General features: G+C 63.2%; 12 protein-coding genes. 6 read left to right on the top strand and 6 right to left on the bottom strand.

The genetic code is table 11. The features are described from left to right. Positions 1-12: 12 nt before the first annotated feature. Positions 13-2,862, bottom strand: a complete 2,850-nt coding sequence (locus tag ABIA90_RS21975; protein WP_354119411.1) for a bifunctional transaldolase/phosoglucose isomerase — start codon at positions 2,860-2,862, stop codon at positions 13-15. A 302-nt stretch (positions 2,863-3,164) separates the two neighbouring features. Between ABIA90_RS21975 and ABIA90_RS21970 the strand changes: the two genes are divergently transcribed. From ABIA90_RS21970 to ABIA90_RS21955, 4 genes are all read left to right on the top strand, one after another. Continuing rightward, positions 3,165-3,851, top strand: coding sequence for an STM3941 family protein (locus ABIA90_RS21970; RefSeq protein WP_354119412.1), 687 nt, complete (start codon positions 3,165-3,167; stop codon positions 3,849-3,851). 299 nt (positions 3,852-4,150) lie between these two features. Continuing rightward, the gene (locus tag ABIA90_RS21965) at positions 4,151-6,094 is read left to right on the top strand and encodes a PrkA family serine protein kinase (protein ID WP_063981411.1); all 1,944 of its coding nucleotides are present in this window, start codon (positions 4,151-4,153) and stop codon (positions 6,092-6,094) included. 28 nt (positions 6,095-6,122) lie between these two features. After that, complete coding sequence (locus ABIA90_RS21960; RefSeq protein WP_354119556.1) at positions 6,123-7,400, top strand: YeaH/YhbH family protein; 1,278 nt, start codon at positions 6,123-6,125, stop codon at positions 7,398-7,400. Further along, on the top strand, positions 7,397-8,932 hold the full coding sequence (locus tag ABIA90_RS21955) for a SpoVR family protein (RefSeq protein ID WP_231143274.1): 1,536 nt from the start codon (positions 7,397-7,399) through the stop codon (positions 8,930-8,932). Before ABIA90_RS21960 ends, ABIA90_RS21955 begins: the two co-directional genes overlap by 4 nt. 231 nt (positions 8,933-9,163) lie before the next feature. Here ABIA90_RS21955 and ABIA90_RS21950 read toward each other — a convergent pair whose 3' ends face one another. The 5 genes from ABIA90_RS21950 to ABIA90_RS21930 all read right to left on the bottom strand — a co-directional run bounded on the left by ABIA90_RS21950 (position 9,164) and on the right by ABIA90_RS21930 (position 11,143). Further along, positions 9,164-9,604 (bottom strand): DUF1801 domain-containing protein, encoded by a 441-nt coding sequence (locus ABIA90_RS21950; RefSeq protein ID WP_354119413.1) that lies wholly within the window; start codon positions 9,602-9,604, stop codon positions 9,164-9,166. 2 nt (positions 9,605-9,606) lie between these two features. Then, positions 9,607-9,825, bottom strand: a complete 219-nt coding sequence (locus tag ABIA90_RS21945; RefSeq protein ID WP_354119414.1) for a hypothetical protein — start codon at positions 9,823-9,825, stop codon at positions 9,607-9,609. Between the two features lie 44 nt (positions 9,826-9,869). Next, positions 9,870-10,301, bottom strand: a complete 432-nt coding sequence (locus tag ABIA90_RS21940; RefSeq protein WP_354119415.1) for an SRPBCC family protein — start codon at positions 10,299-10,301, stop codon at positions 9,870-9,872. Further along, on the bottom strand, positions 10,298-10,621 hold the full coding sequence (locus ABIA90_RS21935) for an ArsR/SmtB family transcription factor (protein WP_028147048.1): 324 nt from the start codon (positions 10,619-10,621) through the stop codon (positions 10,298-10,300). Before ABIA90_RS21935 ends, ABIA90_RS21940 begins: the two co-directional genes overlap by 4 nt. 87 nt (positions 10,622-10,708) lie before the next feature. Beyond that, entirely contained in the window at positions 10,709-11,143 is a 435-nt protein-coding gene (locus ABIA90_RS21930; RefSeq protein ID WP_354119557.1) for a DsrE family protein, read from the bottom strand. A gap of 222 nt (positions 11,144-11,365) precedes the next feature. On the opposite strand from ABIA90_RS21930, the gene ABIA90_RS21925 reads away from it, so the two are divergent. Together ABIA90_RS21925 and ABIA90_RS21920 are read left to right on the top strand one after the other, a co-directional pair. Continuing rightward, positions 11,366-11,950: an STM3941 family protein gene (locus tag ABIA90_RS21925; RefSeq protein ID WP_071910161.1), complete on the top strand. Its 585-nt coding sequence runs from the start codon at positions 11,366-11,368 to the stop codon at positions 11,948-11,950. 262 nt (positions 11,951-12,212) lie between these two features. Then, positions 12,213-13,844: an SUMF1/EgtB/PvdO family nonheme iron enzyme gene (locus tag ABIA90_RS21920; RefSeq protein WP_354119416.1), complete on the top strand. Its 1,632-nt coding sequence runs from the start codon at positions 12,213-12,215 to the stop codon at positions 13,842-13,844. Positions 13,845-13,858 lie beyond the last annotated feature (14 nt).

The raw sequence follows: 13,858 nt of genomic DNA, 5'->3' as shown, positions 1-13,858 counted from the left end.
CGAGAGATTCCCTTAGTTCAGCGCATCGTTAAGCGCCGCGTTGAGCGCCGCGAGACCTTTCTTGAGCCCGCCCTTGAGGTGGACCCTGAGCGCGCGCCGGCCGCGCTCGGTGAGCACGTCGAAGTCGCCGCGCGCCTGCGCGGCCTTGATCACGCCGAAGCTCGCCTTCTGGCCCGGCACCGACAAGTCCTTGGCATCGTCGGCCGTGATCTGGAGAAACACGCCGCTGTCGGGCCCGCCCTTGTAGGCCTGCCCGGTCGAATGCAGGAATCGCGGTCCGAACTCGGCGCAGGTCGCGACGTGACGCTTCTCGCGCACTTCGAGACGCATCGTCTGGAGTGCGTCGATCGTCGCCTTGTCGCGGGCGATGTAGCCGAGCAGGGCGACATAGTCGCCATGGCCCGAGCGGGAGAGATGCGCCTTCAGCCACGAGGTGAGGTCGCCGTTGGCACCGGCGGCGCGCAGCGCCGTGGCGTTGGCCTCGTCGGTGTAGAGATCGGCCTCGTCGGTGCTGACCACCGGCTGTTCGGCCGGCAATGCGCCGGTCCTCTCGAACGACGCGGTGAGCTCGCGGGTCTTGATCTTGGCCGCTTCCACGTCCGGCTGGTCGAACGGGTTGATGCCGAGGATGCTGCCGGCGACCGCCGTCGCCATCTCGAAGCGGAAGAACTCCTGACCGAGATGGTCGATCGATTTCATCACGATGCGCACGACGGGATGGCCGGCGGCTTCGACCGCGGCAAGCTTGGAGTCATGCGCTGGGTCCGCTTCGCCTTCGGTGCGAATGTCGATGAAGAAGCGGTCGTTGCCGTAGAGCGCGGGCTCGCCGAGCGGTTCGCCGGCGATCGGGATCAGGCCCTTGCCTTCCTTGCCGGTCGATTCCGCGATCAGCTGCTCGGCCCAGGCGCCGAAATCGGCGATCTTCTCCGACGACAGGATCGTCACCTTGTCGCGGCCTTCGAGGCCGGCGAGGCCCATGGCAAGGCCGAGCTGGACGCCCGGGTTCTCACCTGGCGGCACGTCGGGTCCGCAGGAACGGGCCATGGAGAGCGCGTGTTTGATCAGCGTCTTGACGTCGATGCCCGCGGTTGCCGCTGGCACCAGGCCGAACGGCGAGAGCACCGAATAGCGGCCGCCGATCGAGGGTTCGCCATGGAAGATGCGGGCGTAGTTGAGGCTCTTCGCCGCCTTCTCCAGCGACGAGCCGGGATCGGTCACCGCGATGAAGCGATGGCCGGTCTTCACTTTCGGCCCGACCGCCTGTGCGACGCGTTCGTGGAAATAATCCTTCATCGCGTTCGGCTCGGTGGTCCCGCCGGATTTGCTGGACACGATGAAGACGGTGTTGGCGATGTCGATCCTGGCCTCCATTGCCTGGACCTGTGCCGGATCGGTGGAATCCAGCACGTGCAATTTCGGGAAGCCGGACTTCCGCGCAAAAGTCTCGGCCAGCACCTCGGGGCCAAGGCTCGATCCGCCCATGCCGAGCACGACGGCATCGGAGAACTTTTGGCCCTTCACGCGGCTCGCATAGTCCTCGTAGTCGGCGACGTCGGCCTTCGCCGCGCTGTCGAGCCAGCCGAGCCATTTGTCTTCGTCGGTGCCGGTCCAGACCGATTTGTCGCGCTGCCACAGCCTGCGGATCTTTGCCGAGGCACGCCATTCCTCGGTGCTCTTGGCCACCGCCTTGCCGAGGCCGTCGCCGAGCGAGAGAAGCTGGTGGTCGATCGCAGGCCCGAGCACGGTTGCCCGCTTGTGGGCGACGGCGCCATAGAGCTTGTCGGCGGCATCGGCGAACTGCTTGACGCCGTCCTTGACGAGCTCCTCGGTGATCGCCTCGAGCGAGACGCCGGAGCGCTCCAGTTCTTCCAGCACGCGGCGGGCGTCGTCGACGTTCTCTTCAAGGCTGTCGCGCGGCTTGCCGTGGTCGCGGAACGCGTCGAGCGTCGCCGGCGGCACGGTGTTGACGGTGTCGGGGCCGATCAGCTCCTCGACATAGAGGACGTCGCTGTAGTCCTTGTTCTTGGTGCCGGTGGAGGCCCACAGCATCCGCTGCGGCTTGGCGCCCTTGGCAGCGAGCTTGTCCCAGCGCGGGCCGGAAAACAGGCGCTTGTAATCCTGGTAGGCGACCTTGGCGTTGGCGATCGCGACCTTGCCCTTCAGCGCGGCGAGCCGCTCCTTCTCGGATGGGTCGTTGGCGCGGGCGATCTTCTCGTCGAGCTGCTTGTCGACGACCGAGTCGATGCGGCTGACGAAGAAGCTCGCTACGCTCGCCACGTGCGAGGGGTCGCCGCCGCCGGCGACGTATTTTTCCAGACCGGTGAGATAGGCCTCGGCGACCTGGAGGTAGACGTCCCTGGCGAACAACAGCGTGATGTTGATGCTGATGCCGTCGCCGATCAGCGTCTCGATCGCCGGCAGGCCCTCCGGCGTCGCCGGCACCTTCACCATCAGGTTCTTGCGGTCGACATCCTTCCAGAGCCGCCGCGCCTCGGCGACCGTGCCGGCGGTGTCCATCGCCAGATAGGGCGAGACTTCCAGGCTGACATAGCCGTCACCGGCCCTCAGGCGGTCATAGACCGGGCGGAGCACGTCCGCGGCGTTCTGGATGTCCTCGATCGCGACGGCCTCGAACAGGTCGGCCACGGTCCGGTCGCCGCGCTTCAGCGCCTTGCCGATCGGGGCGTCATACTCGTCCGAACTGCCGATCGCCTTCTCGAAGATCGACGGGTTGGAGGTGACGCCCTTGACGCCGTCGGTGTCGATCAGCCGCTTCAGGTCGCCCTTGGCGATGAAGCCGCGGGCCAGGAAGTCCAGCCAGACGGCTTGTCCGTGCTTTTCCAGTTCTTTGACGGGATTCATGATGTTTATTTATCTCCAAGCCTGCGGGCGAGGGGTTTCCGCGCCGGTCCTGACGCGCTATCCTCTAGCCTACATGCTCCCGGGAGGGAACCAATCAAGGGGATAGGCGTCTACCCTCCAGTGTAACTCCGTCGCGATCATGGCGATCCAGGCGGAAGTAGCCGTGTTGCGTAAAAAGTCGTCGGCCGGAACAATGGCCAAGGGCTCGTTACCAACGTAGCCGCTTCGTCTCGTCAGCCCAGTCTGCGTGGAGTGTCATCAGCGGATTACGGTCCGCCTGATAGATCGTCGCTCGGCCGCGAATGGCCATGCTGGGGAAAAGCATGCACGCACATCATGACCGCCTGACGCTCGCTGTTGCCGACAGCCCGCAATCGGTCGCGCCGGCCGCATGCATCGATGCGACCCACGATCTCGAAATCAGTCCATGTACGACCCAGCTGCGGCTGCTGGTCGCGGCGGGCTTCGCCATGACCCTATTCAGTGCGACCCTTGCCTTCGACTGGTGGGACGGTCTGGGCGACTACGATACGACGGTCGGCTATGCCGGCGTCGTGCTGTTCGGCCTGGTGACCGGCCGGCTGATCTGGCTGCTGCCCGCCGAACGGGGGCCGGTGGTGATCGTCACCCCCTATGGCATCCGCGACCTCCGCATCGGCAACGAATTTCTGCTGTGGGACTCGATTGCGGAGGTTTCGACTGAGGAAGGCCGCGGCCACAAGGCGATCGTGCTGACGCTGACGCCGGCCTTGCAGCGGCAGCTCTGCACCATCAGCACCTTGGCGCACCGTGCGGAGAACGAACGGCAGAATGAACGGCAGAATGAACGGCAGAATGAACGGATTGTCATCCGCTCCGAGGGTTTGGCGACCGATTTTGATACACTGCTGCGCGCTTGCCGCGATTGTCATGCCGCGAGCGCTGCGCGCACCGCATTGCAGCAGGAAGATGAACGCGGCACGCAAGGCTTCGCCGTACAAGCGTCATAAGATTGCCGCTCGCAGATCGCTCCATGTTGCAGTGCCGGATGGGCTCATCCCCGGTAATGCCCGGATGTTGCGACCAAGTGACATTTTCTGGAAATGAGCGAAGATGGATACAGATTCGCACAAATTACAGGCATGTGCCTGTTCGTAACTCAACGAGTGCCTACGTTGTGCGTTGCGTCGTGTCGGCACCCGGGTGTCCAATGATCGTCATGTGCTCACGCTGATTCGAAATGGCCTGAGGAACGGTCCGGTAACTGCTTTCGTTTCAGCTTGTGGCGGAACTCACGCGGAGAGGGATCATGTATAACGATTCTCTATTCAACGCTTTCGCTAAGTCGTTCGAGGCGAGAAGCCAACACGACATGTCGATGGCGGAATATCTGGAATCGTGTCGAAGCGATCCCATGAAATACGCGAACGCGGCCGAACGACTGCTAGCAGCGATCGGTGAGCCTCAGACGATTGACACGGCCAAGGACCCACGCCTTGGCCGTATTTTTTTGAACCGCACCATCCGGACCTATCCGGCCTTCGCCGGCTTCTACGGCATGGAAGAAACCATCGAGCGCATCGTCGGTTTCTTCCGCCACGCGGCGCAGGGGCTCGAAGAGCGCAAGCAGATCCTCTATCTGCTCGGCCCGGTCGGCGGCGGCAAATCCTCGCTCGCCGAGCGGCTCAAGTCGCTGATGGAAGTGCAGCCGATCTACGTGCTCAAAGCCGGCGATGAATTGAGCCCGGTGTTTGAAAGCCCGCTCAGCCTGTTTGATCCCGATCATCTCGGACCGATGCTGGAAGAGAAGTACGGCATTCCGCGCCGTCGCCTCACCGGCCTGATGAGCCCGTGGTGCTACAAGCGGCTGGAAGCCTTCGGCGGCGACATTTCTCAGTTCAGAGTCGCAAAAATCCAGCCGTCGCGGCTGCGCCAGATCGCGGTCTCCAAGACCGAGCCTGGTGACGAGAACAACCAGGACATCTCCTCGCTGGTCGGCAAGGTCGATATCCGCAAGCTCGAGACCTACGCGCAGAACGATCCCGACGCCTACAGCTATTCGGGCGGCCTCAACCGCGCCAACCAGGGCATCCTTGAATTCGTCGAGATGTTCAAGGCGCCGATCAAGATGCTGCACCCGCTGCTCACCGCAACGCAGGAGGGCAACTACATCGGCACCGAGAATATCGGCGCGATCCCCTTCACCGGCGTGATCCTCGCGCACTCGAACGAAGCCGAGTGGTCGAGCTTCAAGGCCAACAAGAACAACGAGGCCTTCATCGACCGCATCTGCGTGATCAAGGTGCCGTACTGCCTCCGGGCCACCGAAGAGCAGAAGATCTACGAAAAGCTGATCCAGGGCTCGGAGCTGGCGGCCGCGCCGTGCGCACCCTCGACCCTGGAGACGTTGGCGCGGTTCTCGGTGATGTCGCGCCTGCGCAAGCACGAGAACTCCACGCTGTTCGGCAAGATGCGGGTCTATGACGGCGAGAGCCTGAAGGAATCCGATCCGAAGGCACGGAGCGTCCAGGAATATCGCGATGCCGCCGGCGTCGACGAAGGCATGGACGGCGTCTCCACCCGCTTCGCCTTCAAGATCCTGGCTGCGACCTTCAACCACGATCCGCAGGAAGTCGCCGCCGACGCCGTGCATCTGATGTACGCGCTGGAGCAGTCGATCCGTCGCGAGCAACTCCCGGAGGAAGTCGAGAAGCGCTATCTCGAATTCATCAAGGCGGACCTGGCGCCGCGCTACGCCGAGTTCATCGGCAACGAGATCCAGAAGGCCTATCTCGAATCCTACTCGGATTACGGCCAGAATCTGTTCGACCGCTACGTCGACTACGCCGATGCCTGGATCGAGGATCAGGACTTCAAGGATGCCGACACCGGCCAGCTGCTCGATCGCGAGCTTTTGAACCAGGAACTGACCAAAATCGAGAAGCCGGCGGGCATCGCCAACCCGAAGGACTTCCGCAACGAGGTGGTCAAATTCTCGTTACGGTCGCGGGCCCAGAACGGAGGCAAGAATCCGACCTGGATTTCCTACGAGAAGATTCGCGACGTGATCGAAAAGCGGATATTCTCGCAGGTCGAGGACCTGCTTCCGGTCATCTCCTTCGGGTCGAAGAAGGACGGCGAGACGGAGAAGAAGCACGGCGAGTTCGTCGCACGCATGGTGGAGCGCGGCTACACCGAGCGTCAGGTTCGCCGGCTCGTCGAATGGTACATGCGTGTGAAGCAGGCCGGTTGAGGCGGATGGAGCGGATGGAAAAGTGCCCATTCACATTATTGACAGGCGCCTGAATCCAGGCGGCAAGAGTCTTGAGAATCGGCAGCGGTTCTTGCGTCGGGCCAAATCCCTGGTGCAGGGCGCCGTCAAGAAGACCTCGCAGGAACGCGACATCAAGGACGTCCTGGAGGGTGGTGAGGTCACGATACCGCTCGACGGCATGCACGAGCCGCGTTTCCGCCGTGAAGGCGGAACGCGCGACATGGTGTTGCCCGGGAACAAGAAGTTCATCGAGGGCGACTACCTCCAGCGATCCGGCCAGGGCAGCGCCAAGGATTCCGGTCCCGGCGAAGGCGACAGCGAGGACGCGTTCCGCTTCGTCCTCTCCCGCGACGAGTTCGTGGATCTGTTCCTCGACGACCTCGAGTTGCCGGATCTTGCCAAGCGCAAGATCGCGCAGACCGAGAGCGAGGGCATCCAGCGCGCCGGCTACACCACGTCCGGCTCGCCCGCCAACATCTCGGTCAGCCGGACGGTGAAGCTCGCGCTGGCGCGCCGCATCGCGCTCAAGCGTCCCCGCAAGGAGGAGATTGAGGAGCTGGAAGCCGCGATCGCGGCATGCACCGACGAGGACGAGCGTGTGGTGCTGCTCGCCGAGCTCGAAAGGCTGAAGGCGAGGACCAAGCGCATTCCCTTCGTCGATCCGCTCGATATCCGCTACCGCCGCTACGAGAAGGTGCCGCGGCCGGTGGCGCAGGCGGTGATGTTCTGCCTGATGGACGTCTCCGGCTCGATGTCCGAGCACATGAAGGATCTCGCCAAGCGCTTCTACATGCTGCTCTACGTGTTCCTGAAGCGGCGCTACAAGCATGTCGAGATCGTCTTCATCCGCCACACCGACCGCGCCGAGGAGGTGGACGAGCAGACCTTCTTCTACGGTCCGGCCTCGGGCGGCACGCTGGTCTCGAGCGCGCTCCACGCCATGCATGAGATCGTGCGCGAGCGCTTCAACCCGGCGGACTGGAATATCTACGCCGCGCAGGCCTCCGACGGCGACAATTCCTATTCCGACGGCGAGCTCACGGGCATGCTGCTGACCGACAAGATCCTGCCGGTCTGCCAGTTCTTTGCCTATCTCGAGGTCGGGGAGTCCGGCGGCAGCGCCTTCGATCTCTCCGACTCCTCGCTCTGGACCCTCTACGACCGCCTGCGCAACAGCGGCGCACCGCTCTCGATGCGCAAGGTCAGCGAGCGCAGCGAGATCTTCCCGGTGTTCCACGATCTGTTCCAGCGCCGCGAAACTTCCCAGGAGAAAGTCGCTCCATGACGGAACGCTTGTTCGAAGGCGCCGATTGGGATTTCCGCACGTTGCAGCGCATCACCGATGCCTGCGAGGAGGTGGCGACGAAGGATCTCGGGCTCGACGTCTATCCGAACCAGATCGAGGTCATCACCGCCGAGCAGATGCTGGATGCCTACTCGTCCGTCGGCATGCCGCTGTTCTACAAGCACTGGTCGTTCGGCAAGCACTTCGCGTTCCATGAGGCCTCGTATCGCAAGGGCCTGATGGGGCTTGCCTATGAGATCGTGATCAACTCCTCGCCCTGCATCTCCTATCTGATGGAGGAGAACACGGCGACGATGCAGACGCTGGTGATCGCCCACGCCGCCTTCGGCCACAACCATTTCTTCAAGAACAACTATCTGTTCAAGCAGTGGACCGACGCCGACGGCATTCTGGACTATCTCGACTTTGCCAAGAACTACGTCATGACCTGCGAGGAGCGCTACGGCCGCGTCGAGGTCGAGCGCACCCTGGATGCCGCGCATGCGCTGATGTCGCATGGCATCGACCGCTATCCCGGCAAGAAGAAGCTGGATCTGCGCGCCGAGGAAAAGCGGGCGGGGCGCCGCCGTCAGCACGAGGAGGAGGTCTTCAACGACCTCTGGCGCACCGTGCCGAAGGGGGCGTCGAAGACCCGCTCCGCGCTCAGCATCGAACGCCGCCGCAAGCTGCTCGGCCTGCCGCAGGAAAACCTGCTCTACTTCCTGGAGAAGAGCGCGCCGCGGCTGGCGCCCTGGCAGCGCGAGCTTTTGCGCATCGTCCGCCACATCGCGCAATATTTCTATCCGCAGAGCCAGACCAAGGTGATGAACGAGGGGACCGCGACCTACGTCCACTATCGCATCATGACCAAGCTGCATCAGCAAGGCCGCATCTCCGACGGCAACTTCCTCGAATTCCTGCAGTCGCACACCAACGTGGTGTTCCAGCCCGAATTCGACGATCCGCGCTTCTCCGGCTTCAATCCCTATGCGCTCGGTTTTGCCGTGATGCAGGACATCGAGCGCATCGTCACCAGGCCGGAGGACGAGGACCGCGAGTGGTTCCCCGACATTGCCGGCAAGAACGACGTGATGGGCGTGCTGCGCGACGTCTGGGCCAACTACCGCGACGAAAGCTTCATCGCGCAGTTCCTGAGCCCGAAGCTGATGCGGCACTTCCGCATGTTCCACCTGCACGACGATCCCGAGGAGCGCGCCGGCATCCGGGTCGATGCCATCCACGACGATCGCGGCTTCCGCCGGGTGCGGCGCGAGCTGGCACGGCAGCATGATGTCGGCTTCATCGATGCCAATATCGAAGTGGTCGACGTCGATCTCTCCGGCGACCGCCGGCTGATCCTGCATCACCACGTCATCAAGGGCTCGCAGCTCAACGAGACCGACGCCAAGCGCGTGCTCCAGCACCTCGCCGATCTCTGGACTTACGACGTCTCACTGATCGAGGTCGACGCCAACGACAAGGTCCTGCGCGAATATGTCGTAAGCCCGCGCCCGATCCCGGCGGCGGCCTGAGGCGGCCGGCAGCTGCTGGAACATCGACGAGGCGGATAGCTCGCCCGCGGCCCATCCTTCGAGACGCCCGCCTTTGGCGGGCCCTCAGGATGAGGACGGAGTGTGCGGGAGCTATGTCGACAGACGGCGATTCTGGTTAGCCTCATCCTGAGGAGACCGCGGAGCGGTCGTCTCGAAGGACGAGGCGCTTGCTCTGGCCGTCACCAAGAATTTGCATCGACTTGACGTGGTCTAAGTCGATCGCTTCTTCGCCGGCTTCTTCTTCGACCCATTCAAGTCCACCGCCGCGCGGATCAGCGCCTTCAACGCCTTCTCGTTGATCTTTTCGCCTTCGCGAATGTCGATCGCGCGGCGCAAATTTCCGTCGAGGCTGGAATTGAACAGGCCGGCCGGGTCGTCCAGCGCCGCGCCCTTGGCGAAAGTCAGCTTCACGACGGCCTTGTAGGTCTCGCCGGTGCAGATGATGCCGTCGTGCTCCCACACGGGAACGCCGCGCCATTTCCATTCCTCGACGACGTCAGGATCGGCCTCCTTGATCAGGCCGCGGATTCGCCCCAGCATCTCGCCGCGCCAGTCGCCGAGCTCCTTGATCCTGCCGTCGATCATCCTGGAAGGCGAAGCGCCGTCCGTCTTGGTCGCGCTGCCTGTCTTCGCGGTCACAGCCTTCTTCATGATCACGCCTCTTGCCGCGCGCCGCTGCGACGGCTGATATAGGGCAGCGCGAACATGTAGAGCCCGGTAGCGAGCAACGGAATCAGCGGGACGAATGCCAGCAGCCCGATCCACGTGGCCTGGATTTGCAGCGTCAGGGCAACAATGTTCGCGATGACAGCGAGCGTGAAAGCGATGGACAGCCAGCGATGGATTTGTCGAACCCACATATTCCCGGTCAATGAAACCTCCTCTTGAGATGATCGAATGAAGGCAGGCGACGGACCTAGTCAGCCCGCGCCAGCACCTCGTCCAGCCTGGCGAAAAACTGCTTCCAGCCGGCATGCGCGCCGCCATAGGCCTGCTTCTGGGTCGGGCTGAAGCCCGCCTGCTCGACGCGCAAATGCGTGCCCGCGTTCGTCGGCGTCAGCGTGAAGGTCACCACGCTTTTCAGATCGAACGCCGCGTCCTCATGCGAGAAATTCCAGGTATAGGCGAGCGCGTGCTGCGGCTCGATGGTGAGGACCTCGCAGTCCAGCACGCCGCCCCATTCGCCGCGAAGATTGAAGCGATGACCGACGACCGGCTTGAAGTCGTTCTTCATCAGCCATTCCTCGATCAGATGCGGCTGCGTCAGCGCGCGCCAGATCCGCTCGGCCGGGAAGGCAAATTCGCGCTCGATCACCACGGAGCGCATCTCGGCGGCAGCTTCGGTCATTGGTCCATCCTCTTCAGGAGATCGTCGAGAGCATCGAGCCGGTTCTGCCAGAAGCCGGCCATCTGGCCGGTCCAGTCGATCAGCGGATTGAGCGCGCCGGGCTGCGCGCTGTAATGGGTCTGGCGTCCTGCATGGCGGTCGCGCACCAGCCCGGCCTGCTTCAGCGCGCCGAGATGTTTTGAGACCGCCGGCTGGGAAACGCCGGATGTCGCCGTCAGTGCCCCGACCGTCTGCTCGCCCTCCCGGCACAGCCGCTCGAAGATCGCCCTCCGGGTCGGATCGGCGAGCGTCCTGAACAGAAGATCGTGCGCGGCGGACATGTGAAATCCATAACCCTTAAGTTATGGATAAATTCATAACCGTAGAGTTATGGGTAAGTCAAGCCCGAGAATGGAAGACTTCGACGCCTAGGGCCGCAGGTAGAGATAGCCCTGCGACTGGAGCTCGGCCAAACGGACCACGCCGCCTTTCTCCGCGCTGACGAAGCCCGGCAGCAAGCCCGTCAGCGTGACGTTCTGCGCCTTCATCGTGTTGGCGCACGCCGCGAGCTCGATACCGTCCCTGGAGAAATCGCCGACGCGCTTGCCGACGTCGGGGTTGGCCTGTGCCCGGTGAAAAGCCTTCAGCGCCGGCCCGTGAATCACCAGCGCGATTGTCACGTGTTGGGGACCGCCCACGCCGTCAATGTGGTTCTGGATGTTGCCGAGCACGAAATTGACCTTCTCGGCATCGCTGAGGTGATAGACGACCTTGAGCTTGTTGCCCGTGCCGGCTTCCGTCGCGGCCTTCGCGCTGGAGCCGCCGAGCGCCGCGCCCAGGGCCGAGACGGCGCTCCACAAGATGCTCCGGCGGTTTTCATGATCGCACCGGGCGCGTGAACTGTTGACGGCCGCATCGGAGGGGGGAGCCAACTGGCGGTTAGTCGCAAGCCGAACGCCGCGCGTTCAAGTGCCGATGCCTTGCATTCCCGTGGGCAGCCTCGCGCAAGGTTCCAGTCCTAATAACTCGGGAGAAGGGGCGTTCGTAAACCCAGGGTTGCTGCAAAAGGCTGGTGGCGGTCGAACATGTCCGTAGGTCAGAACTTGCCCAACATTACGATCGGCTATTCCCGGGGACGGCTGCTGGTGTTTTTCGGCGCCGGTCTGCTGCTGACGCTGCTCTGCGCTGCGCTCGCATTCATGTGGCAGCAAGGCAAGAACATCACCACGTTCGAGGTCGCCGCCTGCTATGTCGGCGCGGTGTTTTTCGGCCTTGCCACCTTCAGGATGCTCTGGAGGTTGATCTCCGCCAGGTCGCCGGTCGTCTTCATCAGCCGTGTCGGCATTCGCGACCTCAGGCTCGCCGACGAGACCATCGCCTGGAGCTCCGTGCGGAAGATACAGATCTGGGAGCAGCGCCTGCAGAAGTTCGTGGTGCTCAAGCTCGATCCCCTTGTCGCCGGGCGATTCTCCGGGGGCTTCCTGAGGCGTGCCTTGTCGCTGATGAACAAGACGCTTGGCGCTGACAGCGTGATCGTCAATGCGGGCGGCCTGACCATGGACGTCAAGACATTGCTCGAGACCTGCAAGCAATATTGGGGTGCCGGACGACCGGCCCCTTCGGACCACTCCGTGCCGGAGCCTGAACCGGCGCCCGAGGCTGTCAGCTGAAGCGGGCGAGGAATCGCCAGCATCGGGTAAGATGCCGCGCATCGCAGCGGCGGTCGAAGTAGGCATGGGCTCCGTTGCCGTGTGGTCGCGCGAGCCTTAGTCCGCCGTCGGTCCGAGAAGGTTCAATCCTTGCCGCGCTTCTGCCCGGGAACCCGGCGCCGCTGATTTCTGCGAGATTGTCGCGGATCATCAATGTGATAGTCTTCACAGACAGCTGAAATTCGATGTCGTAAGCTCACCCGCGTTTGTGGAGTTCCCCGCAATGGGCGAGATTCGTAACTTCAGATCCGGAAATCATGACGAGCCGCCTCCACACGGCTCGATGCCGCGTCGTCTCGCCGCAATCATCGTCGGTGACATCGCTTCCTACAGCCGCTTGATGCAGGCCGACGAGGAAGGCACGCATGTTCGCGTCAAGCGGATCGAGCGGGATCTCATCGAGCCCAGCATCGTCGAACACCATGGAACGTTGGTGAAGACGACGGGAGACGGCTTCATCGCGATCTTCGACAGTCCCGTCGAGGCCGTTCGCTGCAGCATCGTCATCCAGCAGAATCTCGTCGGGCGCAACGCTTCGCTTCCGAAGGACTCCCGGATCGAATATCGGATTGGCGTCAATCTCGGTGACGTCATCGTGGAGCCGGACGACGTCTACGGCGACGGCGTCAACATCGCCACGCGCATCGAGGGTATCGCCGAGCCCGGTCAGGTCTACATCTCCGGCGCGATCTACGAGCAGATCAAACACAAGGTGGTGTGCGGCTATGAGTCGCTCGGCGACCGCAAGGTCAAGAACATCACCGATCCGGTGCGTGTCTATCGCGTGCTGCCGGACGCAGATGCGGTCGGGAGGACGCGAGGCCGGCGCGAGAATACCCTGATCTTCCTTCTGGGCATCACGCTCCTCGTGATCGCTTCCGGTGTGTTGTGGTATCTGCTGGCGCAGCCGTCGGGCAGGGTGAACCAGCAGGCCGCCGCGCCGACTGCGGCTCCGGTCGCATCACCGAGCCCGCAACCTGCACCGCGAGAAGCCGCGACACAAACGCCGCAGCCGTCTCCTTCATTGGCGGCATCGTCTCCATCGCCCGCTCCGGCGCCAAGTGCTCCGGCGCCAAGTGCTTCAGCGTCGAGTGCTCCGGCGCCAAGTGCTTCCGCGCCAAGTGCTTCGGCGTCAAGTGCTTCGACGTCAAGTCCAGCACCAAGCCCATCGGCCACGCCGTTCCGCGAACCCGAGATGATCGCCATTCGCGGCGGCAGCTTCGCGATGGGAAGCAATGACGATCCGACCGAACGTCCCGTCCACCAGGTCACGGTCAAGCCGTTCTCGATCGGAAAGTATCCGGTGACCGTGCAGGAATGGAACGAATGCGCGGCTGCAAAGGCGTGCGGCTTCACCGCCATTGGCAAGGACGATGCGCCGATCACCAATGTGAGCTGGACCGACGCGCAGCAATATGCGGCCTGGCTCGCGCGGACCACAAAGAAGTCGTATCGGCTTCCGAGCGAAGCCGAATGGGAATACGCCGCGCGCGGCGGGACGCAGACGAAATATTGGTGGGGCGACAAGCTCCAGCCGGGCATGGCGGGATGCAAGGATTGCGGTGACCTCGCGGCCGAGCAGCCGGCGAAGGTCGGCAGCTTCAAGCCGAACCCGTTCGGCCTCCACGACATGGGTGGCGGTGTCGATCAGTGGGTCGAGGACTGCTGGCGCAGGACCTATCAGGGCGCACCCGGTGACGGCTCGGCATGGACCGGCGGGGACTGCTCGTCGCATGTCCTGCGCTCGGGTTCATGGAAGAACGATTCGAGATATGTGAGGCCGTCCAACCGCGATGGCTACGATACCAATGTTCGTTATCCGACGCATGGATTCCGCGTTGCGCAAAGTCCTTAAGTGGTGGAGTCATT

The organism is Bradyrhizobium sp. LA6.8 (assembly GCF_040547935.1).
Classification (GTDB): domain Bacteria; phylum Pseudomonadota; class Alphaproteobacteria; order Rhizobiales; family Xanthobacteraceae; genus Bradyrhizobium; species Bradyrhizobium barranii.
The sequence above is the reverse complement of the archived record's forward strand: the minus strand, read 5'-3'. Positions and strand labels throughout refer to the sequence as shown.

What these genes read in the sequence shown, in the direction of transcription:
- ABIA90_RS21955 (WP_231143274.1), top strand. Translation starts at nt 7,397, where the DNA reads ATGACGGAACGCTTGTTCGAAGGCGCCGATTGGGATTTCCGCACGTTG.
- ABIA90_RS21975 (WP_354119411.1), bottom strand. Translation starts at nt 2,862, where the DNA reads ATGAATCCCGTCAAAGAACTGGAAAAGCACGGACAAGCCGTCTGGCTG.
- ABIA90_RS21970 (WP_354119412.1), top strand. Translation starts at nt 3,165, where the DNA reads ATGGCCATGCTGGGGAAAAGCATGCACGCACATCATGACCGCCTGACG.
- ABIA90_RS21965 (WP_063981411.1), top strand. Translation starts at nt 4,151, where the DNA reads ATGTATAACGATTCTCTATTCAACGCTTTCGCTAAGTCGTTCGAGGCG.
- ABIA90_RS21925 (WP_071910161.1), top strand. Translation starts at nt 11,366, where the DNA reads ATGTCCGTAGGTCAGAACTTGCCCAACATTACGATCGGCTATTCCCGG.
- ABIA90_RS21920 (WP_354119416.1), top strand. Translation starts at nt 12,213, where the DNA reads ATGGGCGAGATTCGTAACTTCAGATCCGGAAATCATGACGAGCCGCCT.
- ABIA90_RS21940 (WP_354119415.1), bottom strand. Translation starts at nt 10,301, where the DNA reads ATGACCGAAGCTGCCGCCGAGATGCGCTCCGTGGTGATCGAGCGCGAA.
- ABIA90_RS21935 (WP_028147048.1), bottom strand. Translation starts at nt 10,621, where the DNA reads ATGTCCGCCGCGCACGATCTTCTGTTCAGGACGCTCGCCGATCCGACC.
- ABIA90_RS21950 (WP_354119413.1), bottom strand. Translation starts at nt 9,604, where the DNA reads ATGAAGAAGGCTGTGACCGCGAAGACAGGCAGCGCGACCAAGACGGAC.